Genomic DNA, 25268 nt, shown 5'->3' on the forward strand with positions numbered 1-25268 from the left:
ACTCTGTAGATCCACACGAAATTATTTCTTATCAGTGTAACCGTCAGAGAAAACGTGCTCCAGCCCAAAAAAACGTTACAATTGCCGCCCATTACTGAAAACCACAGTAAAGCGAGGTTTTATGCGTACCGTTTTGAACATTCTGAACTTTGTGCTTGGCGGATTTGCCACCACTCTGGGCTGGCTGTTGGCGACTCTGGTCAGTATTGTGCTGATTTTTACCTTACCGCTGACACGATCCTGCTGGGAGATCACTAAACTGTCTCTGGTGCCTTATGGCAATGAAGCTATTCATGTCGATGAACTGAACCCGGCTGGCAAAAATGTACTGCTGAATACTGGCGGTACGGTATTGAATATTTTCTGGCTGATTTTCTTTGGCTGGTGGTTATGCCTGATGCACATTGCAACGGGCATCGCACAATGTATTTCAATCATTGGCATTCCTGTCGGCATTGCGAACTTTAAAATTGCCGCTATTGCACTATGGCCGGTTGGTCGTCGCGTGGTATCGGTAGAAACAGCGCAAGCTGCGCGTGAAGCCAATGCACGTCGTCGTTTTGAATAATCCACTAATATGGCCTTTATGCTAAGTCCTTTGCTCAAACGCTATACCTGGAACAGCGCCTGGCTGTATTACGCGCGTATTTTTATTGCGCTTTGTGGAACCACAGCGTTTCCGTGGTGGCTGGGTGATGTAAAACTGACGATTCCGCTAACGCTGGGGATGGTGGCAGCGGCGCTGACCGATCTCGATGACCGACTGGCGGGACGTTTGCGTAACCTCATCATTACGCTGTTCTGCTTTTTTATCGCCTCGGCCTCAGTAGAATTGCTGTTTCCCTGGCCCTGGCTATTTGCGATTGGCTTAACGCTCTCTACCAGCGGCTTCATTTTGCTCGGCGGTCTGGGTCAACGCTATGCAACAATTGCCTTCGGTGCATTGCTGATCGCCATTTACACTATGTTGGGAACATCACTTTATGAGCACTGGTATCAGCAGCCGATTTATCTGCTGGCCGGTGCCGTCTGGTACAACGTCCTGACACTTATTGGTCATCTGCTGTTCCCGGTCCGCCCGCTGCAGGACAACCTGGCGCGTTGCTATGAACAACTGGCGCGTTATCTTGAGCTCAAGTCGCGCATGTTTGATCCTGATATTGAAGATGAAAGCCAGGCACCGCTGTACGATTTGGCTCTCGCCAACGGACAACTGATGGCGACATTGAATCAGACGAAACTCTCGCTGCTGACCCGCTTACGTGGCGATCGTGGTCAACGGGGAACGCGTCGCACGCTGCATTATTACTTTGTCGCGCAGGATATTCACGAGCGTGCCAGCTCTTCTCATATTCAGTATCAAACATTGCGTGAACATTTTCGCCACAGCGACGTGCTGTTCCGTTTTCAGCGGCTGATGTCGATGCAGGGCCAGGCGTGCCAGCAACTGTCACGCTGTATTTTGCTGCGTCAGCCTTATCAACATGATCCGCATTTTGAGCGCGCTTTTACGCATATTGATGCTGCGCTGGAGCGGATGCGCGATAACGGCGCACCCGCCGATTTACTCAAAACACTGGGATTTTTGCTGAACAATTTACGCGCCATTGATGCCCAACTGGCAACAATTGAATCAGAACAGGCCCAGGCACTACCCCATAATAATGACGAAAATGAGCTCGCTGATGACAGCCCGCACGGGTTGAGTGATATCTGGCTGCGTCTTAGCCGTCACTTCACGCCGGAATCCGCCCTCTTCCGTCATGCGGTAAGAATGTCGCTGGTGTTGTGCTTCGGCTACGCCATCATTCAAATAACCGGAATGCATCACGGGTATTGGATCTTGCTGACAAGTTTGTTTGTCTGCCAGCCAAACTATAACGCCACGCGCCACCGCCTGAAGTTAAGGATTATTGGTACGCTGGTAGGTATCGCCATTGGCATTCCTGTGCTGTGGTTTGTGCCATCACTGGAAGGGCAGCTGGTGCTGCTGGTTATTACCGGCGTGCTCTTTTTTGCCTTCCGTAACGTGCAATACGCTCATGCAACGATGTTCATCACACTTTTGGTGCTACTGTGTTTTAACTTACTGGGTGAAGGTTTTGAAGTAGCGTTACCTCGCGTAATCGATACGCTGATTGGTTGTGCCATTGCGTGGGCGGCAGTGAGCTACATCTGGCCTGACTGGCAGTTTCGCAATCTGCCGCGCATGCTCGAACGCGCCACAGAGGCCAACTGTCGGTATCTCGATGCCATACTGGAGCAATACCATCAGGGGCGTGATAACCGTCTGGCGTATCGTATTGCCCGCCGCGATGCACACAACCGTGATGCTGAGCTGGCGTCGGTGGTATCAAATATGTCCAGCGAGCCGAACGTTACCCCGCAAATTCGCGAAGCCGCGTTTCGGTTGCTGTGCCTTAACCATACGTTTACCAGCTATATCTCAGCCCTCGGTGCTCACCGGGAGCAGTTAACTAATCCTGAAATTCTGGCGTTTCTTGATGACGCAGTTTGCTATGTTGATGACGCGTTACATCATCAACCTGCTGATGAAGAACGCGTCAATGAGGCATTAGCTAGCCTGAAACAGCGGATGCAGCAACTTGAACCACGGGCAGACAGCAAAGAACCTCTGGTCGTACAACAAGTTGGATTATTGATTGCATTACTGCCTGAGATTGGTCGTCTGCAACGCCAGATTACTCAAGTTCCGCAGGAAACTCCTGTTTCGGCGTAAGAGAGTCAGCCCATTCTGCAAGCTCCTGGCGGCGTGCCACCGGGAGCGCAGCTTCATGAATGCCGATAATGGCACCTTCAAGCATAAACAGAATCTTTTCTGTCACCAGACTGTTTTGCTGCCGCAGTCGCAACCAACACATTTTTGCCCCAAGTATACGTAACGCCCGTACATCCTTAATCCCCACCTCCCCGAGAATCGCTTCCAGATGAAAAGACATATTGGGCAAATCTTTCAGTCTTTCCCGGGTATTGCGCGTGCTTTTCTCTTTCAGCGCTGCATCGAGAGAATATTTCGACAGACGCACCAGCTTCAGTTGATTTCGCCATAGACTTTCATCAACCCGATAGTAATTGAGGGTAACGGATCGGCCACACTTTTTATATGTCAGCCAGACAGGCGGATGTTTTACACAGTACTGTGCACTTTGCTCACAAGCCCGAAGATACAACTCACCATCAGAAACCATCGCAAACACCGTGTCGTCAACGGTCAGGCTGTAACTGCCAAACAATGATCGGTATTCAATTGTGCCCAACGTTGCCAGGTATTCTTGTGATTTATAGATCCGCTTATAGGAGAGGCTTTTCATAAAATTCCTTTTAAAATCATAACATAAAAGAATGATTCACATTAACGGATCCGTTAACTACGAAAATAGGCAACTTATTCTTAAGGGGCAAGATTAATTTATGTTTTCCCGTCACCAACGACAAAATTTGCGAGGCTCTTTCCGAAAATAGGGTTGATCTTTGTTGTCACTGGATGTACTGTATATCCATACAGTAACTCACAGGGGCTGGATTGATTATGTACACTTCAGGCTATGCACATCGTTCTTCGTCGTTCTCATCCGCAGCAAGTAAAATTGCGCGTGTCTCTACGGAAAACACTACAGCCGGGCTTATCAGTGAAGTTGTCTATCGCGAAGATCAGCCCATGATGACGCAACTTCTACTGTTGCCATTGTTACAGCAACTCGGTCAGCAATCGCGCTGGCAACTCTGGTTAACACCGCAACAAAAACTGAGTCGGGAATGGGTTCAGGCATCTGGGCTACCCTTAACGAAAGTAATGCAGATTAGCCAGCTCTCCCCTTGCCACACTGTGGAGTCAATGGTTCGCGCTTTACGCACGGGCAATTACAGTGTGGTGATCGGTTGGTTGGCAGATGATTTGACTGAAGAAGAGCATGCTGAACTTGTTGATGCGGCAAATGAAGGTAACGCTATGGGGTTTATTATGCGTCCGGTAAGCGCATCCTCTCACGCCACGAGACAACTTTCCGGGCTAAAAATTCACTCTAATTTGTATCATTAAGTAAATTTAGGATTAATCCTGGAACTTTTTTTGTCGCCCAGCCAATGCTTTCAGTCGTGACTAATTTTCCTTGCGGAGGCTTGTCTGAAGCGGTTTCCGCGATTTTCTTCTGTAAATTGTCGCTGACAAAAAAGATTAAACATACCTTATACAAGACTTTTTTTTCATATGCCTGACGGAGTTCACACTTGTAAGTTTTCAACTACGTTGTAGACTTTACATCGCCAGGGGTGCTCGGCATAAGCCGAAGATATCGGTAGAGTTAATATTGAGCAGATCCCCCGGTGAAGGATTTAACCGTGTTATCTCGTTGGAGATATTCATGGCGTATTTTGGATGATAACGAGGCGCAAAAAATGAAAAAGACAGCTATCGCGATTGCAGTGGCACTGGCTGGTTTCGCTACCGTAGCGCAGGCCGCTCCGAAAGATAACACCTGGTACACTGGTGCTAAACTGGGCTGGTCCCAGTACCATGACACTGGTTTTATTCCTAACAATGGTCCGACCCACGAAAACCAACTGGGTGCAGGTGCTTTTGGTGGTTACCAGGTTAACCCGTATGTTGGTTTTGAAATGGGTTACGACTGGTTAGGTCGTATGCCGTACAAAGGCGACAACATCAACGGAGCATACAAAGCTCAGGGCGTTCAACTGACTGCTAAACTGGGTTACCCAATCACTGACGATCTGGACGTATACACTCGTCTGGGTGGTATGGTATGGCGTGCAGACACCAAGGCTAACGTACCTGGTGGCGCATCCTTTAAAGACCACGACACTGGCGTTTCTCCGGTTTTCGCAGGTGGTGTTGAGTACGCGATCACTCCTGAAATCGCTACCCGTCTGGAATACCAGTGGACCAACAACATCGGTGACGCAAACACCATCGGTACTCGTCCGGACAACGGTCTGCTGAGCCTGGGTGTTTCCTACCGTTTCGGTCAGGGCGAAGCAGCTCCGGTAGTTGCTCCGGCTCCAGCTCCGGCACCGGAAGTACAGACCAAGCACTTCACTCTGAAGTCTGACGTTCTGTTCAACTTCAACAAAGCAACCCTGAAACCGGAAGGTCAGGCTGCTCTGGATCAGCTGTACAGCCAGCTGAGCAACCTGGATCCGAAAGACGGTTCCGTAGTTGTTCTGGGTTACACTGACCGCATCGGTTCTGACGCTTACAACCAGGGTCTGTCCGAGCGCCGTGCTCAGTCTGTTGTTGATTACCTGATCTCCAAAGGTATCCCGGCAGACAAGATCTCCGCACGTGGTATGGGCGAATCCAACCCGGTTACTGGCAACACCTGTGACAACGTGAAACAGCGTGCTGCACTGATCGACTGCCTGGCTCCGGATCGTCGCGTAGAGATCGAAGTTAAAGGTATCAAAGACGTTGTAACTCAGCCGCAAGCTTAAGTTCTCGTCTGGTAGAAAAACCCCGCTGCTGCGGGGTTTTTTTTGCCTTTAGTAAATTGAACTGACTTTCGTCAGTTATTCCTTACCCAGCAATGCCTGCAGATCCTGCTTCAGAGAAGACATTTTATTCGCGTATTTCTCTTTGTTTTCCGCATCTTCAATCAGCTGAACAATCGTTTCAGAAAGCGTTTTACCGCGACGCTGCGCAAGACCAGCCAGACGTTGCCAGACAATAAATTCCAGATCGATCGATTTTTTGCGCGTATGCTGGTGTTCCGCATTAAAATGGCGCTTTCGTCTTGCCCGAATGGTTTGCTTCATGCGATTGACCAGTTCCGGATTCATATGCTTGTCAATCCAGCCATTTACCAGCACGGGTTCATTTTCCAGCGAGAGCAACACATCGACGGCTTCCTGGGCGGCACTGGCTTCTATGTAACGGGTGATTAACTCCCCTTCGCGATGCTTCTTCACCAGATACTTCCATTTCCAACCGCTTTCAAGATTTTCAAGTTGTTGATATTTCATAGCGATCTCAATGTTACCGTGTAACTCTTTACAGAATATCAGCTTTTTAGGCCAGTGAAGAAAAGAATCTCCATCCTGTGAGCTTTAACGCCCATGCCAGGAGTATTGTCGGTGCTTTCTACGTGTGCTGTAGTGCCGGTTACGGTATAATCGCGGCTTTGACAACAGACTAAAAAACATCAACTTTGACCATTACGAAACTTGCATGGCGTGACCTGGTTCCTGATACCGATAGCTATCAGGAAATATTTGCTCAGCCACATTTGATTGACGAAAACGATCCTTTATTCAGTGATACTCAACCGCGACTGCAATTCGCACTGGAGCAGTTGCTGCATACGCGAGCATCCTCCTCTTTTATGCTGGCGAAGGCCCCGGAAGAGTCTGAGTATCTGAATCTTATTGCCAATGCCGCGCGTACGCTACAAAGCGATGCAGGCCAACTGGTGGGCGGTCACTATGAGGTTTCCGGCCACTCCATCCGCTTACGTCACGCAGTGAGTGCAGATGATAATTTTGCGACTTTAACGCAAGTTGTCGCTGCCGACTGGGTAGAAGCGGAGCAACTCTTTGGCTGCCTGCGCCAGTTTAATGGCGACATTACCCTGCAGCCTGGTCTGGTGCATCAGGCAAATGGCGGTATTCTCATCATCTCTTTGCGTACACTGCTGGCGCAACCTCTGCTGTGGATGCGGCTGAAAAATATCGTTAACCGCGAGCGTTTTGACTGGGTTGCGTTTGATGAGTCGCGCCCTCTCCCCGTCTCTGTGCCTTCGATGCCATTGAAGCTGAAAGTCATTCTGGTAGGCGAACGCGAATCATTGGCTGATTTCCAGGAGATGGAGCCAGAGCTTTCAGAGCAGGCTATTTATAGCGAATTTGAAGATACTCTGCAGATTGTCGATGCAGAGTCAGTAACCCAGTGGTGTCGCTGGGTGACATTTACCGCCAGACATAATCACTTACCTGCACCGGGAGCGGATGCCTGGCCGGTACTTATCCGCGAAGCAGCACGCTACACCGGTGAACAAGAAACACTTCCGCTTAGCCCGCAGTGGATCCTCCGCCAGTGTAAAGAGGTCGCCTCCCTGTGTGATGGCGACACCTTCTCCGGCGAGCAGCTAAACTTAATGCTGCAGCAGCGTGAATGGCGCGAAGGTTTCCTCGCTGAACGTATGCAGGATGAGATCCTTCAGGAGCAAATCCTGATTGAAACCGAAGGCGAACGCATCGGGCAAATTAACGCCCTTTCGGTCATTGAATTTCCGGGTCATCCACGCGCTTTTGGCGAACCTTCTCGCATTAGCTGCGTTGTGCATATTGGCGATGGTGAATTCACCGACATCGAACGCAAAGCGGAGCTTGGCGGCAATATCCATGCGAAAGGGATGATGATCATGCAAGCGTTCCTGATGTCGGAACTACAGCTTGAGCAACAGATCCCCTTCTCAGCATCGCTGACATTTGAGCAGTCATACAGTGAAGTTGATGGAGATAGTGCCTCGATGGCTGAACTCTGCGCCCTGATAAGCGCCCTCGCCGATGTGCCGGTGAATCAGAGTATCGCTATCACAGGTTCAGTCGATCAGTTCGGTCGCGCCCAGCCGGTCGGTGGTTTAAATGAGAAAATCGAAGGCTTCTTTGCTATTTGCCAGCAACGTGAGTTAACCGGGAAACAAGGTGTCATTATCCCCACAGCTAACGTTCGCCATTTAAGTCTTCACAGTGAACTGGTGAAAGCGGTAGAAGAAGGCAAATTCACCATCTGGGCAGTAGACGATGTGACTGACGCACTGCCGTTATTATTAAATCTGGTGTGGGATGGCGAAGGCCAAACGACGCTGATGCAAACCATCCAGGAACGTATCGCGCAAGCATCGCAACAGGAAGGACGTCACCGTTTTCCATGGCCATTACGTTGGCTGAACTGGTTTATTCCGAACTGATCGGACTTGTTCAGCGTACACGTGTTAGCTATCCTGCGTGCTTCAATAAAATAAGGCTTACAGAGAACATGGTAGATAAACGCGAATCCTATACAAAAGAAGACCTTCTTGCCTCTGGTCGCGGTGAACTGTTTGGCGCTAAAGGCCCGCAATTGCCAGCACCGAACATGCTGATGATGGACCGTGTGGTCAAAATGACCGAAACGGGTGGTAACTTCGACAAAGGGTATGTTGAAGCAGAACTGGATATCAATCCGGATCTGTGGTTCTTCGGATGCCACTTTATTGGCGATCCGGTTATGCCGGGATGCCTGGGCCTGGACGCAATGTGGCAGCTGGTAGGGTTCTACCTCGGCTGGCTGGGCGGCGAAGGTAAAGGCCGCGCGCTGGGCGTTGGCGAAGTGAAATTCACTGGTCAGGTACTGCCGACAGCGAAAAAAGTGACCTACCGTATTCACTTTAAACGCATTGTTAACCGTCGTCTGATTATGGGCCTGGCGGATGGCGAAGTGCTGGTTGATGGTCGTCTTATCTATACCGCCAGCGACCTGAAAGTCGGTCTGTTCCAGGATACGTCTGCCTTCTGATTATAATCAGACAGAGTATCAAAAGGCGAAACCTCCGCAATGCGGAGGTTTCTTTTTAAAGAGACAGAATCAGGCCATTACTACCCTGTCCGCCATGGCTTCTCGCCAGCCTCCCAGCCATTGTGACCTTTGATTCAGCGTCTGATAGGGACACATTTCTTTTGAGCGTCCGGCGATGCCGGCCTGATAACCACGTTGATGTGCCCGTTCCAGGCGATCTCGTTTTTGTCTCTTCATGCCTCGTTTCCCTCATACTGGTTTCTGGTGGAAAAGAAAACAGTGATTACTAAATGTGCAATCACAGTTAAGCAATACCGCGAATCATAACTGCCGTCAATGCGCAAAATTCACGCCACTGTCATATTTGTGAGCTACACGGGCATGTCGGTTGTACAAAAAATGTGAAGAGGAACAAATTTTTCCGCACGTTAGAAACAAAAAAACCGCCTCAGGCAACATACCGGAGACGGTTATATTTACAAATCTTTATAATTAAGGTAGACGCTTTATCTCTTGCGCAATAGAAGCGGCTTCCTGACTCCAGACACTGGCCAGTACTTTAACCATCTCATCGTAACCATCCTGAGTTTGCACTCCTTCCAGACGGAACGGACGTTTGATCAGTTGTCCCTGGTGGTTCAACAGCCACTCACCACTGACAATGACCTTGCCATCATAGCGACCGTTAAACTCCGTTACGGTAACATTGAGCGTGTCCTGGGCGCTTCCCAGAGGCTGGGAGGCAACCACCCAGCCGGGCAGTTGCGTACTCAGGTTGGCAACCAGGGTGTTGCGCAACTGTTGATCCAACGGGCTGGCCCACAAGTTGTTGTTGGCAATCACATACTTCACATCACTGGTTTGATAAACCACACCATTCCCCGCCAGATAGTCAGGAACAGTGACCTGCTCTACCCATAACAGACGATTGCCCTGGCTGGCGGTACTTTGTGTACCGCTCTGCACCACAGGTAACTGGTAATAGTTTTTATTAATTTCGCCGGAGCTGCATCCGGCCAGCCACAGTGCTGCAATCGTCACTAGCCACTTTTTCATTGTTTCGCCCTCTTCGGCTCTGGATCTTTTTTGTCCTTCGCTTCAAATACCAGCGCGTTACTCTTCTCATTGAGCGTTTTCAGCACCGGTTGCAGTTCTCGCAACACCTGATCAAGGCGCTGCATATCCGCCACCATCTTGTTGTAGGCTGCGGAGCCAGGCTGGAAGCCCTGCATGCTGCGATTCAATTCACGCAACGTTGACTGCATATCCGTCGGCAACTGCTGCATCGACTGGCTAGCGAGGATCTTGTTCATGCTATCCAGCGTCGTTTGCAGGTTTTTCATTGTGCGCTGACTTTCAGAAAGCGTACTGGTTGCCTGTTCAATCATCGGATTCAATGGCAGTTTGTTGATCTTATCCAACGCTTCCATCAGTCGTTGCTGGATTTGCGCCAGGCCGCCGCTAACGGTCGGGATAATCTGATAACCATTAAATTCACGAATACCGGTTATTGCAGGCGTATTTGGATAGAAATCGAGATCAACATACAGTGCACCAGTGACCAGGTTTCCGGTTTTCAGCGATCCGCGTAAACCACGTTTCAACAATTCGCCAAGGTGCTCAACAACATCCGCATTTTCGCCAAGCTGCATTTTCAGCCGCTCTGGCTCGATACGAATCAGTACCGGAATACGGTAATCATCGTTAAATGTCTGACGCATATTCGGCGCAAAGAATGGCACTTTGCTTACGGTACCCAGGCGAATACCCCGGAACTCTACCGGAGCTCCCGGTTGCAGACCGCGTACCGAATCTTTAAAGAACATCAGATAATCAATGTGATCGGTGTACAACGAATCCTGAATGCTCTTCTGATCATCATACAAAACGAAAGCTGTTTTCGGTGCCACTGGCTGCCCTAAATCCAGACCTTCCGGCACATCAAAGCTGACACCGCCACTCAGCAGCGTTGTCAATGAGCCCATCTCCACACGCATCCCTGCTGACGTCAGATCAACCGCAATGCCACTATCTTTCCAGAAGCGAACATTGTTGGTCACCAGTCGGTCATAAGGTGCATTGATGAACAGTTGATAGCTGATATTGCGTTTTTGTGTATCGAAGGTGCTGGTTTCAACCGAACCTACCCGATAGCCACGGAACAGCACCGGATCTCCTGGCGAGAGCTGCCCGGCTTTTTTGCTATCGAGAATCACACGGATACCTTTCGCATCAGGCGGGGCCAACGGTGGCGAGTCCAGCAAATCGTATTTATCCATTTTGCTGCCTTTCGCGCCTGGCTGCAGTTCGATATAAACTCCAGACAGCAGCGTTCCCAGGCCGCTAATCCCTTCGCGACCAATCTGCGGTTTCACCACCCAAAAGACGGTGTCTTTATGCAGCAATTTTTCCATACCGGAATTCAGCCGCGCTTTGATTTCAACGTGCGTCAAATCATCAGCCAGTGTGGCGCTTTCAACCACGCCGACGTCAACGCTACGGCTTTTAATGGTGGTTTTGCCACCTTCAATTCCTTCCGCATTCGCGGTGATCAGGGTCACTTCCGGTCCCTGATGGCTGTAATGATAAAAAAGAACCCAGGCCCCAATGAGCGCCGTGACGATAGGAAATATCCACACGGGAGACCAGTTCTTCACTTTCTGGATTTTGGCTTCCCCATTATTAGATTCCATACTGTCAGGACTCCTCATGCTCTGATTCAGGTTGACGATCCCACGACAAACGCGGGTCAAACGTCATAGCAGAAAACATTGTCATTATGACGACTAAAGCAAACATTAATGCACCCATTGCCGGATAAATACTCATTAAACCTCCCATACGCACCAGCGCCGAGAGCACCGCGATAACGAAAACGTCAATCATCGACCAGCGGCCTACAAACTCAACAACTTCATAAATCAAATGCATTCTTTCACTGTCGCGCTTGCCATGCCCTTTGGCATCCCAACACAGCCACGCGATTGCGATCATCTTTAACGTTGGCACCATAATACTGGCCAGAAAGATCACCGCAGCGACGGGATAAGAGCCTTCGCTCCATAACAGAATGACCCCAGCGAGAATCGTCGACGGCATCTTCGAGCCTAATAAATCCGTCACCATGATGGGCAAAATATTAGCCGGAAGATACAGCATGATGGACGTTACAAGCAGCGCGAGTGTCCACTGCAGGCTGTTTCTACGCCGAACGTACCCTTTGGTACTACAACGCGGGCACACGGGTTCATCAGCAGGAAGGATTGCCGTACAACAGGAGCACGAACGCAGCCCCTGACGTATCCCCGTGACGCCTGGTTTTAGCGGCTGGCGCAGTTCTGGCATCGGGGCGATGTCGTCCCATAACCAGCGACGATCAACGCACTGAAAAGCGCGCAGTTGCAGGACACAAAATAAACACCAGGGGAGAAAGCTGCTGCCTACCCCAATGCTGCCGTAAGCCATCAGTTTAACGAAACTGACCAGCACACCAGCGAGGAAAATCTCCGCCATTCCCCAGGTTTTGAGTTGAAAAAGCACCCGTGCCAGTTGCTCTTTTAAACGGACCGGTAATTCCGCGCGATTCACCAGTAACAGAATGGTTATCAGACAAAACGCGGGAACCAGTTGCACAAACAACAGGAAAAAGGTGCCGAGGCTGGCGTAGTCCTCAGAAAAAAGCACGCCGGGAATTTCCAGTAATGTAATTTCACTGGTAACTCCTGCAACGTTCATATTCACAAAAGGAAACAAGTTGGACAGCAACAGCATGAACAGTGCAGCCAACGCATAGGCGGTGGGACGCTGCCGAGGGGCATCCCACGCCACGGTTAACGTTGTGCCACACCGGGGACATGCCGCTTTCTGACCATGCTCAAGGCGCGGTAACGCCACCAGCATGTCACACTGCGAGCACAGGATGTGCTTCGCGGCATGATGATGTTCGCACATTGGTACTCCTTAATGATGCGCTATTTTACAGATGACTAACAAAGTGTTGGTTTTCATGCCTGATAAACCCAGTTCATCAGGCAATTTTACCGTTGTCAGCTGTCTCTGTTTAAATCGACTATTTTGCGATCAGCCACCATTTTTTAACGCTTCAAGATACTCCCAGCGTTCAAAGGCTTGCTCCAGCTCCTGCTCTGCAGCAGCCATATCGGCGAGCACTTTTTGTGTCTGCTCATGTGGCTGACTGAAGAAGGAAGCATCCGCCACCTGCGTCTGTAGGGCTTCCAGCTTCGCCTCCAGATCTTCGAGCAATTGCGGTAGCTGCTCCAGTTCGCGCTGCAATTTATAGCTTAGTTTGCTACTGCTGCGTTTTACAGTTTCTGCTTTTGCCGCGGCGGCTTCTTCGGTTTTTTTCACCGCAGGCTGTTTGAGCGCCACATACTGCTCTTGCTGACCACGGGCATCATGATAACCGCCGACATAACGACCAATTTTACCGCCGCCTTCGAAGATCCAACATTCTGTAACGGTGTTATCGACAAACTGACGATCGTGGCTAACCAGCAATACCGTGCCCTGATAGCTGTCGATCAGTTCTTCCAGCAGTTCCAGCGTTTCGACATCAAGATCGTTGGTCGGTTCGTCAAGAATCAATAAGTTGCTTGGTTTGAGGAACAAACGCGCCAGCAGCAAGCGGTTCCGCTCACCGCCAGAAAGCGCACGTACCGGCGTCATCGCCCGTTTCGGATGGAACAGAAAGTCCTGCAAATAGCCCAATACGTGGCGTGGCTTGCCGTTAACCATCACCTCTTGCTTACCTTCGGCAAGGTTATCCATCACCGTTTTATCGGGATCCAGTTCCGCGCGGTGCTGATCGAAATAAGCCACTTCCAGTTTGGTGCCAACGTGAATACGCCCGCTGTCCGCTTGAAGCTGACCGAGCATCAGTTTCAGCAGCGTGGTTTTGCCGCACCCATTCGGACCAATCAGGGCAATTTTGTCGCCACGTAGAACCTGGGCCGAAAAATCTTTCACCAGTTGCTTACCGTCAACCTGGTAGCAAACGTCTTCCATTTCGAAAACGATCTTACCGGAGCGGCTGGCCTCTTCCACCTGCATCTTTGCGGTACCCATCACTTCGCGACGTTCACCACGCTCGCGACGCATCGCTTTCAGGGCGCGTACGCGGCCTTCATTACGGGTACGGCGTGCTTTGATCCCCTGGCGGATCCACACCTCTTCCTGCGCCAGTTTGCGATCGAACTCGGCATTTTGTAATTCTTCCACGCGCAGGGCTTCTTCTTTTTCCAGCAGGTACTGGTCGTAATTCCCTGGATAGGTCACCAGCTTGCCGCGATCGAGATCAACAATGCGCGTCGCCATATTGCGGATAAACGAACGGTCGTGGGAGATGAAAATAATCGTCCCGTTGAAAGTTTTCAAAAACCCTTCCAGCCAGTCGATGGTTTCAATATCCAGGTGGTTTGTCGGTTCATCAAGCAACAGCACGCGCGGATTACTCACCAGCGCGCGTCCTAATGCCGCTTTACGCAACCAGCCGCCGGAAAGCGACGACAGCGCAACGTTAGGATCTAACCCCAGTTGCGCCAGCACTTCGTTGATGCGGTTTTCCAGCTGCCACAGGTTGTGGTGATCCAGCTGTTCCTGAACCTTCGCCAGTTCGTTGAGATTTTTCTCGCTCGGGTCGTTCATCACCAGGCGCGAAATATCGTGATAGCGTTTCAGATATTCCGCTTGTTCTTCAATGCCTTCGGCAACGAAATCATAAACGCTACCCTCAACGTTACGCGGCGGATCCTGTTGCAGACGAGCTACAATCAAATCTTGCTCGTAAATAATGCGACCGTCATCCAGCCCTTGTTCACGGTTGAGGATTTTCATTAACGTCGATTTGCCCGCGCCGTTGCGGCCCACCAGACAAACACGTTCGTTATCTTCGATATGCAGTTCTGCGTTATCGAGAAGCGGCGCGTCGCTGAACGACAGCCATGCGCCATGCATACTGATTAATGACATTACTATTCCTTTAGGCTGCGGTAATCAGCCAGCAGTTGTGGATCTGGCGGTTACGGGCGAAATCCTGGGAGAGCGTTTTTTGCGTAATTTCTTGTGCTTTCAGTCCCAGTTTTGCCAGGCCGTCGAGATCCATACGGAAGCCACGTTTATTGTTCGAGAACATGATCGTCCCACCTGCACGCAGCAGACGTTTCAAATCTTTCATCAGCGCCAGATGATCGCGCTGAACATCAAACGCATCTTCCATTCGTTTTGAGTTAGAGAAGGTTGGCGGATCGATAAAGATCAGATCGAACTGTTCATTTGCCTCACGCAGCCACGCCAGGCAATCGGCCTGAATCAGGCGATGCGCACGCCCGGTCAGGCCATTCAAACGCAGGTTGCGTTCTGCCCACTCCAGATAAGTACGCGACATATCCACGGTGGTGGTGCTGCGTGCACCGCCTAATCCCGCATGCACGGTGGCGCTGCCGGTATAAGAGAACAGGTTGAGGAAATCTTTGCCTTTGCTCATCTGACCGAGCATACGACGGGCGATACGGTGATCGAGAAACAGACCGGTATCGAGGTAATCCGTCAGGTTCACCAACAAGTGAGCGTTATATTCGGTAACTTCAAGAAACTCGCCCTTCTCGCCCAGTTTCTGGTACTGATTTTTGCCCTTCTGGCGTTCACGGGTTTTCAGCACCAGTTTGTTTGGCGCAATCCCCAGTACCGAAATGGTTGCAGCGATAATATCGAACAGACGCTGACGCGCTTTGTGAGCATCAATAGTTTTTGGCGGCGCATACTCCTGCACCACCACCCAGTCGGCATAACGGTCAACGGCAACGTTATATTCCGGTAGATCGGCGTCATACAGGCGGTAACATTCAATTCCTTCCTGGCGAGCCCACTTCTCGAATTTTTTGAGGTTCTTACGCAGGCGGTTGGCGTAGTCTTCCGCTACCATCGCCGGTTTGCTGTCTGGAGTGCTTTCGGCAACGTGGTAATTTTTCTGTACGCAGTCCAGCGGGCCGTTTTTCGCCTTGTACTGTTTGTCTGCACGCAGCTGCAAGCAGCTTAGCAGATCCGGCGAGGCACTAAACAAAGAGAGATTCCAGCCACCAAACTGGTTTTTCATGATCCGACCCAGCAGGCTATGCAGCGCAATCAGCGCCGGTTCGCTGTCCAGACGTTCCCCGTATGGCGGGTTGCTCAACACTGTGCCGTACGGCCCTTTCGGCAGCGGATTGGTCAGTTGCGCGACATCTTTCACCTCAAAGGTGATCAGTTCACCAATCCCCGCAAGACGGGCGTTAGTGCGCGCACGTTGAATCACCCGTGCGTCGCTGTCCGAACCGTAAAAATGAGAGCTATACTCAGCCAGGCCTTTACGGGCACGAGTTTGCGCTTCCGCTTTCACTTCCTGCCAGATATCTTCATCATGCTGCACCCAGCCGCTAAAGCCCCAACGCCCACGGTGCAAGCCTGGTGCGCGATCGGTCGCTAGCATCGCCGCTTCAATCAGCAACGTACCGGAACCACACATCGGATCGAGCAGCGGTGTTCCTGGCTGCCAGCCGGATCGCATCACAATAGCGGCTGCCAGGGTTTCTTTGATCGGCGCAATACCAGCACGATCGCGATAGCCACGCAGATGTAAACCATCACCACTCAGATCAAGAGCGATACTGGCGGTTTCTTTATGCAGCCAGACGTTAACGCGGATATCCGGCGCATCGCGATCAACATTTGGACGCGGCAGATTTTTCCGCGTGAAAGCATCGACGATCGCGTCTTTCACTTTCATCGCGCCGTACTGACTGTTGCGGATGGTGTCATTCAAACCACTGAAGTGGACAGCGAAGGTCGCGCCAGGATTAAACATCTCTGTCCAGTTGATCGCCTGAACACCGAGATAGAGGTCTAAATCGCTGTAAACCTTACACTCGCCCAGCGGCAACATAATACGCGAGGCCAGGCGGCTCCACATCAGGCTCTGGTAAACAAGCCGTGTGTCGCCCTTGAAATGGACCCCACCCTGAACCACCTGGCATTCAACGGCCCCCAGGTTTTCCAGTTCAGTTTTTAACAGCTCTTCCAGCCCACGGGCCGTACTGGCAAACAGAGAATTCATATCGTCACTTTTACTCTAAGAGCCTACCGCAGTAGGCGTAATTGTTGCAGTCAGTCTGGACATGGACAGCGCGGAGAAACCGGAGCGTACACAAGTACGTGAGGATTTCGAGCACAACCCAGGGCCAAACTGACAAATAAAATAGCCTAATGGGACAGGCGCTAAGAAAATTGTTGCGCATTATAGCTAATAAGCGCGTCATGTCATAAAGTTGAGGGCTTATTTTCATTTGAGGACCGCACCGTGGCGACATTAACCCGGCTTTTTATTCATCCTGTTAAATCGATGCGCGGCATTGGTCTTACACATGCTCTGGCTGATGTCAGTGGTCTGGCCTTCGATCGCATCTTTATGATCACGGAACCTGACGGTACGTTTATTACCGCTCGCCAGTTTCCCCAGATGGTACGGTTTACTCCTTCACCTGTGCATGATGGCTTGCATCTCACCGCACCAGATGGCAGTAGCGCATATGTTCGTTTTGCTGATTTCGCCACACAAGACGCACCAACCGAAGTTTGGGGCACACATTTTACCGCGCGAATTGCGCCAGACGCGATCAACAAATGGCTAAGTAGATTTTTCTCCCGCGAAGTGCAATTACGCTGGGTGGGGCCACAAATGACCCGGCGCGTGAAACGCCACAACACTGTACCCCTGTCATTTGCTGATGGCTATCCTTACCTTCTTGCTAACGAAGCCTCGTTACGTGATCTCCAACAACGTTGTCCGGCCAGTGTAAAAATGGAGCAATTCCGCCCCAATCTGGTGGTTTCCGGCGCGTCAGCCTGGGAAGAAGATAGCTGGAAAGTGATTCGCATTGGTGATGTGGTGTTTGATGTGGTTAAACCTTGTAGCCGCTGTATTTTCACCACCGTCAGCCCAGAAAAAGGGCAAAAACATCCGGCAGGCGAACCATTAAAAACATTGCAATCTTTCCGCACTGCCCAGGATAACAGCGATGTCGATTTTGGTCAGAATTTAATTGCCCGTAATAGCGGCGTGATTCGCGTTGGCGATGAGGTGGAAATTCTGGCAACGGCTCCGGCAAAAATTTACGGCGCAGCTGCCGCTGATGATACCGCCAACATCACGCAACAACCGGACGCAAATGTAGATATTGACTGGCAGGGACAGGCATTTCGTGGAAATAACCAACAGGTGTTGCTGGAGCAATTAGAAAATCAGGGAATTCGTATCCCTTATTCTTGCCGCGCGGGCATTTGTGGAAGTTGCCGTGTTCAGCTTTTAGAAGGCGAAGTCACGCCGCTGAAAAAATCAGCAATGGGCGATGATGGCACCATTCTTTGCTGTAGCTGTGTGCCGAAGACTGCACTTAAGTTGGCGCGTTAGACAGCCTGTTCGAGGCTGAAGCTGTCAACATTAACCTGCGGTTTCAGCCTGTCGTTCATGATTTTAATGGCGTCGCCCAACTGCATCGCGCGACCCGCAATAACAACGCAGGGTTGTGCCAGCAGGCATAGTGCGGCATTTTCGCCAGATTCAACGACCAGCAAATTGACCTGCTCGTGAGTATCGCTCAACCAAACGCAGGCCGCATCGCCCGGCATGGGCACCCACATTTCACCATGGGAAACAAAATGCCAGCTTTTCGGCATTTGCGGTTTGAGATAGCGAATTGCTACCAGTGCATTCAGCACCAGTTCGGCTTTTTGTTCTTTAGATAAATTAAAATCGCGGCACTTTTCTTCAAAAGAGAAATAGAGCGCGGCGTCGTCAACGCAAAAGCCTGCGGGAGAAAAGGCATCTGGAGTCAACATCTTGCGCGCAAAACGTGAGCGAAATAGCATACCATTGGCTAAATCGAGCATCATTCGATCGTGCTCTTCATCGTAATACCAACGCCAGTTATCGTCTGGTTTAATTCGCATCTGCCTCTCCCCTACCCTATAAAACCGCAGCAACACAATCCATTGTCGCTTCGCTTAATAACCTCAACAATAAAAGTACAAAATGTCTAAATAAGCAACAGCGATGAATATAAAACAACCAGGGCTGAAAATAAAGCCCTGATTATCTTATAAAGAGGAATTCGAAGAAATAATTAGATATGGGTAACGATTTCTTTAATCAGCGGCGGACCTTTAAAAATAAAACCAGAATAAATTTGCACCAGTGAGGCACCCGCAGCAATCTTTTCACGCGCAGCGATAACCGAGTCGATGCCGCCAACACCGATGATCGGTAAGCGACCGTTTAATTCCAGTGACAAGCGGCGAATAATTTCGGTGCTTTTTAACTGAAGCGGACGACCACTTAAGCCACCGGTTTGATCGCAATTTTTCATTCCCTGAACAAGAGAACGATCGAGTGTGGTATTGGTTGCAATAACGCCATCAATATTATGGCGAACTAAACTATCGGCAACCTGGATCAATTCTTCTTCAGAAAGATCCGGCGCGATCTTCACTGCGATCGGCACATATTTATGGTGCATCGCTTGCAAATCATTTTGCTTATTTTTAATCGCGGTTAAGAGATCATCCAGCGCTTCACCATATTGCAGCGTGCGTAATCCTGGGGTATTCGGCGATGAAATATTGATGGCGATATATCCCGCATAGGCATAGATTTTTTCCATACAAATCAGATAGTCATCTTTGCCCTGCTCCACTGGCGTATCTTTATTTTTGCCGATGTTAATACCCAGGACGCCGTCATAATGGGCCTTTTTTACGTTCTCTACGAGGTTATCAACGCCAAGATTATTAAAGCCCATACGGTTGATCAAACCTTCGGCATCTACCAGACGAAAGAGACGCGGCTTGTCATTACCTGGCTGTGGACGTGGCGTGACGGTACCGATCTCGATCGATCCAAATCCCATCGCGCCTAACGCGTCAATGCACTCCCCGTCTTTATCAAGACCGGCTGCCAGACCAAGCGGATTTTTAAACGTCAGGCCCATGCAGTTAACAGGTTTCGCAGGCACTTTCTGCCGCACCAGTGCTTCAAACGGCGTTCCTGTAATACGGCGTAATTGCTGAAAAGTAAACTCATGAGCGCGCTCTGGATCGAGCTGGAAAAGGGCTTTACGAACGAAGGGGTAGTACATGAACTCTCCTGGATTCCCGGTGTGCAAACCGGGGGCGTATTATGTGCGAGTTCGGACCAAAAGGGAATTGACCTGCGGCAAAAAAAACGCAAACGTTTTCCGAACCTGTTTCAGGGCAGATTTTGCTCCTTCTTTGCACTCAACCCGCCGTAATCATTTATCGCCCGCCAGGCGACATGACACGGTGCGATTGCCTGACACCAGCTTGTCTGACGCTGGCTTTTAGGCGGCACAACTCCCGCATTACTTAACGCTTTACCATTTACGCTCAACTGAATCAGGTTAATGTAGTAAGGCGTTGGGTTAGTGAGTTGTACACCCTGCGAATTCCGTGTCCAGCGTAATTGTTGATAAGCTTCCAGCGGGTCGCCCGGCAAACCTTCGGGTCGCCAGAACAGTTTAAATACCGAGCGCATCGCCACTTTTACGCTCTGATTTTCAACTTTGCCGGATGGCACGCTGGCAATGCTTAACTCAAATAGCGTTTCGCGATCCACAGGCAAGATGTCGCTTTCCGTTCTCAGCAAGCGCAACGTGCCTGTAGTACCGGGCTTCAGGAGAATAAGTGGCGGAGCGGCCAGTAATGGTGCTGGCACTGTCGACGCTTCCCCCCCGGCCCAACGCGTTGGGCGGTTGATTTTACTGTTAATAAGCCAGGATTCCTGACTGGTATTAGTCAGTAAAATAGATATCGATTCTCTGTCTGCCGGAAAGATAAATCGCGTTCCGCCGACCACCACTCCTGCCCGCAATTCACCCGCCACCAGCAGCGATAAAACGGCGAAAATCAAGAGCGCCAATCTGTTCCACGTATTAGTCATAATGAAGTACAAATGTCGCGCTGGCATTCACTTTACCCGACTGCACATCGCTATTGACAGGTCGCAATTGCGCATAAAAAGTTAATGGCACCTTACCGCTATGTAGGCTGTAGTCTTTACTCGCCTGGTTAAGCGGAATCAATATCTTCGCATCATCCAGAATCGCAATTGCCAGCCCGCTGGCTGCATCCGTACCACTTTCAATGGACAGCATTTCGCTCTGCACTCCGTCGGGGGTTCCTGAAAAGGTGACGTCAACCGTGCTGACATCTGTTCCGCAATCCTGCAAATTAATGATGAAAGATTTCTCCGGGCCATAATTCCCATGAAAAAAACGTGTCAGCGAGACATCGCCTAACTGCACATTGATTTGCTTGCTATCCTGTGCCAGCACGCATGTATTACGGCGAAACGATCCGCTAATGTTGACTGTGCCATCATGGGCAAATAGCTCACAGCCCCCCGTTAATCCCAGTAAGAACAGAATCCAGATTATCCGTTTCAACATCACTCCTTCACTGGTAAACCAGATCAAAATAGAGAACCGCCGTCGCATTACCGCCCGTTGCTCCCGCCTTTGTGGACTTATAACGAAGTTGATATTTGAGTGTGTTATCCCCGGCTTTTAAGGGCGTAAGAGGCTGGACCTGATTGAGCGGGATTTCTTGCTGACTTTGCGCATCAAGAATTTGCACGGCAATCCCCGTTGCCATACCACCGCTTCCGCCTGTGTCAGTTAGTTTGAGCAGTGTCGGCGCAAGGGTGTCAGCCTCGCCGCTAAAAAGGACGTCCGCGCCAGTAATACCAGCGGCACAACCGGTGATATCGATATTCAAATCAGCAGCAGTGCTTACGGTATTCGCGGCCTGAAAATCACTGATATTAAAATCACCAATATGAATATTTTGTAATGCACTTTTGGTGGCGACATCACAGCCCTGATCGACCACATTCCCATAAATATGCATACTAACTTGTTCAGGCCCAGCCATCCCGACATGGATGTTAAGAATGCTAAAGAACAAGATAACGCACTGAAATATCGTTTTTTTCTTCATACGTTCACGCGTTAATCAAAATTTATTCTCACCGTTGCCGTGGCTTCAAATCGCCCGGTTTCTGGTGGTACACCTGTCGTGCTGACTGGATAGACATTCATTCGCGCGATACTGTCTGCATCATCAGGAATAGAGAGCGGTAATGTTCCACCAGCAGGGGAAATAATGTTGTTCTGGCTATCGGTCACCACCACGCCCACGCCAGGACGTGACGTCTTAATCGCCTGGGGATAGCTGGGGTCTGTGGTTGCCGTCAGACTCAGGTTGACGTTAACTAACCCCGCGTTTCCCGTGTTACACCTGACTGGAATTGCGAGTTCTGCCGTTCTGGCCCCAAGGGGTTTATGCCCTACAACACGAAAGTTAGCCGCAAATACGTCGCCCAGATCGACCTCGATAGTCTCTCCGGCATTGACGGAACATGAGCCAAGTGAATTGATCGTACCAGACAGGTAATACACTAAAACCGATGTACCTGTAGTCGTGCAGGAATCACCTGCGGGTATGTTGTAGCATTCAAATAATCGCGCCAGCGCCATAGGAGGAATGACGACCGAACCAACGAACGGCTGCAATATTTTCAGGGAAAAGCTACCGCTATTACCGCTAGCCCCCTGGCCACCTAAACGTTGACCGCCGGGATCGCAAATATGCCATCGTGTATCTGCCCCTGTGCCCACGTTTTCGAAAGGAACCGCAGTAGGAGAACTGCCTTTAACCTGCAATAAAACTTTGGCGGCAAGATAGTCATTAATTTTGTACCAGTTGTCGCCTAAATAGACTAACGGTGAATCCGCGGCGAATGCCCATCGGCCACTTCTGACATTGTCTTTATCGCAATCACAGGAAACATAATAATCATTCGATTCGTTCCACTGATAAAATTTGTCTTTAACTACTCCAGCCGTATTTTCTTCTTCCTCCAGGGTTTTAACGCCAAAATTGACGCCAATATACGGATTCCCCTGAGTGGTATGACACTGCCCGCTATAAGCAGCAGTTTGAGCGCACCATAGCATTAAGACGGCGGCAAAAAATAGTCGTAGTAATAACACGCATTTTTCTCCAAAGATTATCTGCATATGGCATCCATTCGCGTAATCGCAGAGTTAATTTGTTGTTCGGTAAGCTGGTAACTGATATGACAAATTTGATCGGGAGCTTCGCCCCAGCGTACAGTTATCGCTCCCTGAGCGGGCAAACCGGACATATAGAGCGAGCCATCATCATCAATAATGCCGCTATTAGTCTGTATGCCGTCCAGCGTCGCTATCGCGCCAAAACGCAGCGGTATACCCTGCTTTGATGTTTTCATTAATACCCTTGCTCCCGCATGGGCATTGAACTCCGCCAGAACCAACGCCCCTTTGGTGGGAACCACGTTGACTACTGCATTTTCAAGATCCACGTTACGTTTTAACGATGCCGCATCAAGTGCGATTCGATTTTCCCGATAAGAAGTGGCATAGGGGACAACGGTATATCCGCGCCAGTCAGTTTTCAGCCCGGTGCTGTTCGCCACACGAGTATTCTCTGCGCCTGGTGCTGCAATCAGCACGTTAGTTTCCCCCAGCGATTGCCCCAGGGTAATGCCCTGTGAATGGGCAACTAAACTGCCTGAAAGAGCGTAGTTCAGTTGTTGTTGACTGCCGTTATCGCTGTAGTTGTAGCCCACTCGGGCATCTGCAAACGCCCCTTTGTAGTCCATGCTGGCGCTACCATTAGCCGTTTTCCCCTCGCTGTTATATCCCTGTTGCACGCTGTAGCTCAGGTTACCGTCATCGAGTAGTGTCTCCGTTAAACCCAGGTTTTGTGTAATGTGCCCTTCGTTATCGATACTGGTGTTAGAGGTCATCCAGGCGTAATTTTTTTTCCTGGTATAGCTATCATTACTTCTGGGGAGCAACAGATTGAGCGGCAGGGAAAAATTTAGTGCAAACACCTGATCAGCATCAGGTTGACCACGGGACTTACTGTAGTTCCAGGAAACCCCCAGCGAGAGATCTTTAATTTGCGTGTTGTAGCCAAACTGTAATAGCCGATCCTGTTGATCGGTATGCCAGTAAGTTTGCTGGCTACCACTTAAATAAAACGAACCGTACTCGCCTAATTGCTGGGAGATATTGACCTGCAGTTTGCCACGTTTGGTGTAAAACAAATTGTAATAACGCGACCACATCGGCGTATCTTCATCATCACCGTCATTAAATTCGTAGCCATCCATATGTTTATACATGGTGTCGGAAAGGGTGTAGAAACCCGACGTCGAATAGCGATAGCCCATCAATTGAAAATTAGTGCCCAATTGGTTGAGCGTTTTGGCATACAGAAAACGATATGACTGACCTTTATGTTCGCTTTGGTCTGCCAGCGTACTCTTCGCCTGGGTCGCATCGAACGAAATTGCTCCGAAATCGCCAAGGTTAAATCCCAGACCAAACATGGCGGCACGGTAATATTCAGCATATTGTCCACCACCATACCATGTCGTTCCCCACGGTCCGCCCCACTGCAACGTGGCCTGGGCAAATTTGCTCTCCTGCTGTTCATTACTATTGGTTCTGTATTTCGCCAGTGTCACCGCGTATTTGATTCGCCCCTGACGCTGGAGTAATGGCACGCTGGAAAACGGTACGCTGTAGCTATTGACGCTGCCGTCCGCTTCTTTGATTTCAACTAACAAATCACCGCTCGACGACGTGGAATAGAGATCACTAATTTCAAAAGCACCATGCGATACATAAGTTTGGTAAATGGTGTAACCATTTTGCTTAATCGTTATCTGGGCATTGCTTTTGGCGATACCACGCACCACAGGCGCAAACCCTTTCAGGCTGTCTGGCAGCATGTTGTCATCTGACGCCAGCTGCACACCACGAAAGCTGACACTATCGAAAAAATCGCCTGCAGTATAATCATCACCAACGGTCAGTTCGCCTTTTAGTGGAATAACCGCCCGCTGCAAATAGCTGCTGAGATTCTTCCATTCTGCGGTTTGGCCACTACTGCGACTCCATGTTGAATTGTTGCGCAATCTCCATGGGCCTAAATTAACGCCACTGTTTAAATTCAGAAAATAGCTGTCGCCAGAATCACTGTCTGCGCTGCTATGAATACTGTTAGCCCCGCTAAACGAATATCCCAGTAATAGCGCGTTGATCCCTTCATCCCAACGTTCAGGGGGGACATAACCACGGGCATTACTTTTGATGGCGATTTGCGGTACTGAAATTTCCAGACGGAGTTTATTCACATTAAACGTTACGCTGGCATCCGGAATAATCTCCGCCAATGGCACACACGCTTGTTTGTCCAGTTGTTTAAAAGCCGGAAACGCATCAGTATTAACACCCATTGCATCCAGGCTTTCAGTCGTCAAACAGGCGGCAATCCCCTTCTCTGGCGTTATCTCAACAAAATTGACGTTGCGCGTATCTACAATTGTCTGATTCAGAACAATATCGACACGATAAACCCCTGGCGTTATTTTTTGTCCTTTTTCGAAACGAGACAAATCGGCCACCATTGAGGGATCATCTTTGAAAAAAGCAGGATCGAACCAGGTTTCAGCTTGTGCATTGAACGCTGCCGACACAAACACCACCAGCCCACCAATAAACGATGGCACTCCACCAGAGCTTAACAGGCTGTGTTGTCGATGAGTTCTATACATCTC

The 25268-nt window shown here is 50.0% G+C and carries 22 protein-coding genes; 7 read left to right on the forward strand and 15 right to left on the reverse strand.

All coding sequences use genetic code 11. The annotated features are described in order from the left end of the window. Positions 1-121: 121 nt before the first annotated feature. Both FTE26_RS19520 and yccS read left to right on the forward strand, forming a co-directional pair. On the forward strand, positions 122-568 hold the full coding sequence (locus FTE26_RS19520; RefSeq protein ID WP_001261235.1) for a YccF domain-containing protein: 447 nt from the start codon (positions 122-124) through the stop codon (positions 566-568). A 9-nt stretch (positions 569-577) separates the two neighbouring features. After that, positions 578-2740: a YccS family putative transporter gene (gene yccS, locus FTE26_RS19525; RefSeq protein ID WP_000875015.1), complete on the forward strand. Its 2163-nt coding sequence runs from the start codon at positions 578-580 to the stop codon at positions 2738-2740. On the opposite strand, the gene sxy is transcribed toward yccS, so the two are convergent. After that, a complete protein-coding gene (gene sxy, locus FTE26_RS19530) occupies positions 2703-3332 on the reverse strand; it encodes a CRP-S regulon transcriptional coactivator Sxy (protein WP_000839153.1) in 630 nt (209 codons plus the stop codon). The two genes, yccS and sxy, sit on opposite strands and share 38 nt — an antisense overlap. Before the next feature lie 218 nt (positions 3333-3550). Here sxy and sulA point away from each other — a divergent pair, with 218 nt between their 5' ends. Beyond that, positions 3551-4060 (forward strand): SOS-induced cell division inhibitor SulA, encoded by a 510-nt coding sequence (sulA, locus tag FTE26_RS19535; protein ID WP_000288710.1) that lies wholly within the window; start codon positions 3551-3553, stop codon positions 4058-4060. A gap of 356 nt (positions 4061-4416) precedes the next feature. Then, a complete protein-coding gene (gene ompA, locus FTE26_RS19540; protein ID WP_000750419.1) occupies positions 4417-5469 on the forward strand; it encodes a porin OmpA in 1053 nt (350 codons plus the stop codon). Between the two features lie 75 nt (positions 5470-5544). On the opposite strand, the gene matP is transcribed toward ompA, so the two are convergent. Beyond that, the gene (gene matP, locus FTE26_RS19545) at positions 5545-5997 is read right to left on the reverse strand and encodes a macrodomain Ter protein MatP (protein ID WP_000877161.1); all 453 of its coding nucleotides are present in this window, start codon (positions 5995-5997) and stop codon (positions 5545-5547) included. 185 nt (positions 5998-6182) lie between these two features. On the opposite strand from matP, the gene FTE26_RS19550 reads away from it, so the two are divergent. Together FTE26_RS19550 and fabA are read left to right on the forward strand one after the other, a co-directional pair. Beyond that, the gene (locus FTE26_RS19550) at positions 6183-7943 is read left to right on the forward strand and encodes an AAA family ATPase (RefSeq protein WP_000156526.1); all 1761 of its coding nucleotides are present in this window, start codon (positions 6183-6185) and stop codon (positions 7941-7943) included. Positions 7944-8011: 68 nt separating this feature from the next. Next, entirely contained in the window at positions 8012-8530 is a 519-nt protein-coding gene (fabA, locus tag FTE26_RS19555; RefSeq protein ID WP_000227927.1) for a bifunctional 3-hydroxydecanoyl-ACP dehydratase/trans-2-decenoyl-ACP isomerase, read from the forward strand. Between the two features lie 69 nt (positions 8531-8599). Here fabA and rmf read toward each other — a convergent pair whose 3' ends face one another. From rmf to rlmKL, 6 genes are all read right to left on the reverse strand, one after another. Then, positions 8600-8767 (reverse strand): ribosome modulation factor, encoded by a 168-nt coding sequence (gene rmf / locus FTE26_RS19560; RefSeq protein ID WP_000828648.1) that lies wholly within the window; start codon positions 8765-8767, stop codon positions 8600-8602. Between the two features lie 255 nt (positions 8768-9022). Then, positions 9023-9586: a membrane integrity-associated transporter subunit PqiC gene (gene pqiC, locus FTE26_RS19565; RefSeq protein ID WP_000759123.1), complete on the reverse strand. Its 564-nt coding sequence runs from the start codon at positions 9584-9586 to the stop codon at positions 9023-9025. Then, positions 9583-11223, reverse strand: coding sequence for an intermembrane transport protein PqiB (pqiB, locus tag FTE26_RS19570; protein ID WP_000445533.1), 1641 nt, complete (start codon positions 11221-11223; stop codon positions 9583-9585). The genes pqiC and pqiB overlap by 4 nt, the downstream gene beginning before the upstream one ends. 4 nt (positions 11224-11227) lie before the next feature. Further along, positions 11228-12481, reverse strand: coding sequence for a membrane integrity-associated transporter subunit PqiA (pqiA, locus tag FTE26_RS19575; RefSeq protein ID WP_000333176.1), 1254 nt, complete (start codon positions 12479-12481; stop codon positions 11228-11230). A 129-nt stretch (positions 12482-12610) separates the two neighbouring features. Beyond that, a complete protein-coding gene (locus FTE26_RS19580) occupies positions 12611-14518 on the reverse strand; it encodes an ABC transporter ATP-binding protein (protein WP_000053089.1) in 1908 nt (635 codons plus the stop codon). 10 nt (positions 14519-14528) lie between these two features. Next, positions 14529-16637 carry a bifunctional 23S rRNA (guanine(2069)-N(7))-methyltransferase RlmK/23S rRNA (guanine(2445)-N(2))-methyltransferase RlmL gene (rlmKL, locus tag FTE26_RS19585; RefSeq protein ID WP_001086549.1) on the reverse strand — a complete coding sequence of 703 codons (2109 nt, stop codon included), beginning with the start codon at positions 16635-16637 and terminating at the stop codon, positions 14529-14531. Between the two features lie 243 nt (positions 16638-16880). Here rlmKL and ycbX point away from each other — a divergent pair, with 243 nt between their 5' ends. Continuing rightward, a complete protein-coding gene (ycbX, locus tag FTE26_RS19590; protein WP_000224284.1) occupies positions 16881-17990 on the forward strand; it encodes a 6-N-hydroxylaminopurine resistance protein YcbX in 1110 nt (369 codons plus the stop codon). Here the strand turns inward: ycbX and zapC are convergent. The 7 genes from zapC to FTE26_RS19625 form a co-directional block, all read right to left on the reverse strand. Continuing rightward, positions 17987-18529: a cell division protein ZapC gene (zapC, locus tag FTE26_RS19595; protein WP_001295353.1), complete on the reverse strand. Its 543-nt coding sequence runs from the start codon at positions 18527-18529 to the stop codon at positions 17987-17989. The genes ycbX and zapC overlap by 4 nt on opposite strands. A gap of 173 nt (positions 18530-18702) precedes the next feature. After that, entirely contained in the window at positions 18703-19713 is a 1011-nt protein-coding gene (gene pyrD / locus FTE26_RS19600) for a quinone-dependent dihydroorotate dehydrogenase (protein WP_001295352.1), read from the reverse strand. A 110-nt stretch (positions 19714-19823) separates the two neighbouring features. Beyond that, positions 19824-20561 carry a fimbrial chaperone gene (locus tag FTE26_RS19605; RefSeq protein ID WP_001111470.1) on the reverse strand — a complete coding sequence of 246 codons (738 nt, stop codon included), beginning with the start codon at positions 20559-20561 and terminating at the stop codon, positions 19824-19826. Further along, positions 20527-21042 carry a fimbrial protein gene (locus tag FTE26_RS19610; RefSeq protein WP_000919489.1) on the reverse strand — a complete coding sequence of 172 codons (516 nt, stop codon included), beginning with the start codon at positions 21040-21042 and terminating at the stop codon, positions 20527-20529. Before FTE26_RS19610 ends, FTE26_RS19605 begins: the two co-directional genes overlap by 35 nt. Before the next feature lie 7 nt (positions 21043-21049). After that, positions 21050-21592, reverse strand: a complete 543-nt coding sequence (locus FTE26_RS19615; protein ID WP_000730614.1) for a fimbrial protein — start codon at positions 21590-21592, stop codon at positions 21050-21052. An 11-nt stretch (positions 21593-21603) separates the two neighbouring features. After that, the gene (locus tag FTE26_RS19620) at positions 21604-22674 is read right to left on the reverse strand and encodes a fimbrial protein (protein ID WP_001165658.1); all 1071 of its coding nucleotides are present in this window, start codon (positions 22672-22674) and stop codon (positions 21604-21606) included. Beyond that, complete coding sequence (locus tag FTE26_RS19625; RefSeq protein WP_063611692.1) at positions 22665-25265, reverse strand: fimbrial biogenesis usher protein; 2601 nt, start codon at positions 25263-25265, stop codon at positions 22665-22667. Before FTE26_RS19625 ends, FTE26_RS19620 begins: the two co-directional genes overlap by 10 nt. Positions 25266-25268: the final 3 nt, after the last annotated feature.

Origin of the sequence: Escherichia sp. S10b (assembly GCF_028421345.1) — a bacterium.
Lineage (GTDB): Bacteria > Pseudomonadota > Gammaproteobacteria > Enterobacterales > Enterobacteriaceae > ECMA0423.

Excerpts from the sequence above, each read along its gene's own strand:
- FTE26_RS19520 (WP_001261235.1), top strand. The coding sequence starts at position 122 with ATGCGTACCGTTTTGAACATTCTGAACTTTGTGCTTGGCGGATTTGCC.
- zapC (WP_001295353.1), bottom strand. The coding sequence starts at position 18,529 with ATGCGAATTAAACCAGACGATAACTGGCGTTGGTATTACGATGAAGAG.
- pqiB (WP_000445533.1), bottom strand. The coding sequence starts at position 11,223 with ATGGAATCTAATAATGGGGAAGCCAAAATCCAGAAAGTGAAGAACTGG.
- pqiC (WP_000759123.1), bottom strand. The coding sequence starts at position 9,586 with ATGAAAAAGTGGCTAGTGACGATTGCAGCACTGTGGCTGGCCGGATGC.
- FTE26_RS19580 (WP_000053089.1), bottom strand. The coding sequence starts at position 14,518 with ATGTCATTAATCAGTATGCATGGCGCATGGCTGTCGTTCAGCGACGCG.
- sxy (WP_000839153.1), bottom strand. The coding sequence starts at position 3,332 with ATGAAAAGCCTCTCCTATAAGCGGATCTATAAATCACAAGAATACCTG.
- pqiA (WP_000333176.1), bottom strand. The coding sequence starts at position 12,481 with ATGTGCGAACATCATCATGCCGCGAAGCACATCCTGTGCTCGCAGTGT.
- FTE26_RS19625 (WP_063611692.1), bottom strand. The coding sequence starts at position 25,265 with ATGTATAGAACTCATCGACAACACAGCCTGTTAAGCTCTGGTGGAGTG.
- fabA (WP_000227927.1), top strand. The coding sequence starts at position 8,012 with ATGGTAGATAAACGCGAATCCTATACAAAAGAAGACCTTCTTGCCTCT.
- FTE26_RS19615 (WP_000730614.1), bottom strand. The coding sequence starts at position 21,592 with ATGAAGAAAAAAACGATATTTCAGTGCGTTATCTTGTTCTTTAGCATT.
- yccS (WP_000875015.1), top strand. The coding sequence starts at position 578 with ATGGCCTTTATGCTAAGTCCTTTGCTCAAACGCTATACCTGGAACAGC.
- FTE26_RS19620 (WP_001165658.1), bottom strand. The coding sequence starts at position 22,674 with ATGCAGATAATCTTTGGAGAAAAATGCGTGTTATTACTACGACTATTT.
- sulA (WP_000288710.1), top strand. The coding sequence starts at position 3,551 with ATGTACACTTCAGGCTATGCACATCGTTCTTCGTCGTTCTCATCCGCA.
- FTE26_RS19610 (WP_000919489.1), bottom strand. The coding sequence starts at position 21,042 with ATGTTGAAACGGATAATCTGGATTCTGTTCTTACTGGGATTAACGGGG.
- pyrD (WP_001295352.1), bottom strand. The coding sequence starts at position 19,713 with ATGTACTACCCCTTCGTTCGTAAAGCCCTTTTCCAGCTCGATCCAGAG.
- matP (WP_000877161.1), bottom strand. The coding sequence starts at position 5,997 with ATGAAATATCAACAACTTGAAAATCTTGAAAGCGGTTGGAAATGGAAG.
- FTE26_RS19605 (WP_001111470.1), bottom strand. The coding sequence starts at position 20,561 with ATGCCAGCGCGACATTTGTACTTCATTATGACTAATACGTGGAACAGA.
- ompA (WP_000750419.1), top strand. The coding sequence starts at position 4,417 with ATGAAAAAGACAGCTATCGCGATTGCAGTGGCACTGGCTGGTTTCGCT.
- rmf (WP_000828648.1), bottom strand. The coding sequence starts at position 8,767 with ATGAAGAGACAAAAACGAGATCGCCTGGAACGGGCACATCAACGTGGT.
- rlmKL (WP_001086549.1), bottom strand. The coding sequence starts at position 16,637 with ATGAATTCTCTGTTTGCCAGTACGGCCCGTGGGCTGGAAGAGCTGTTA.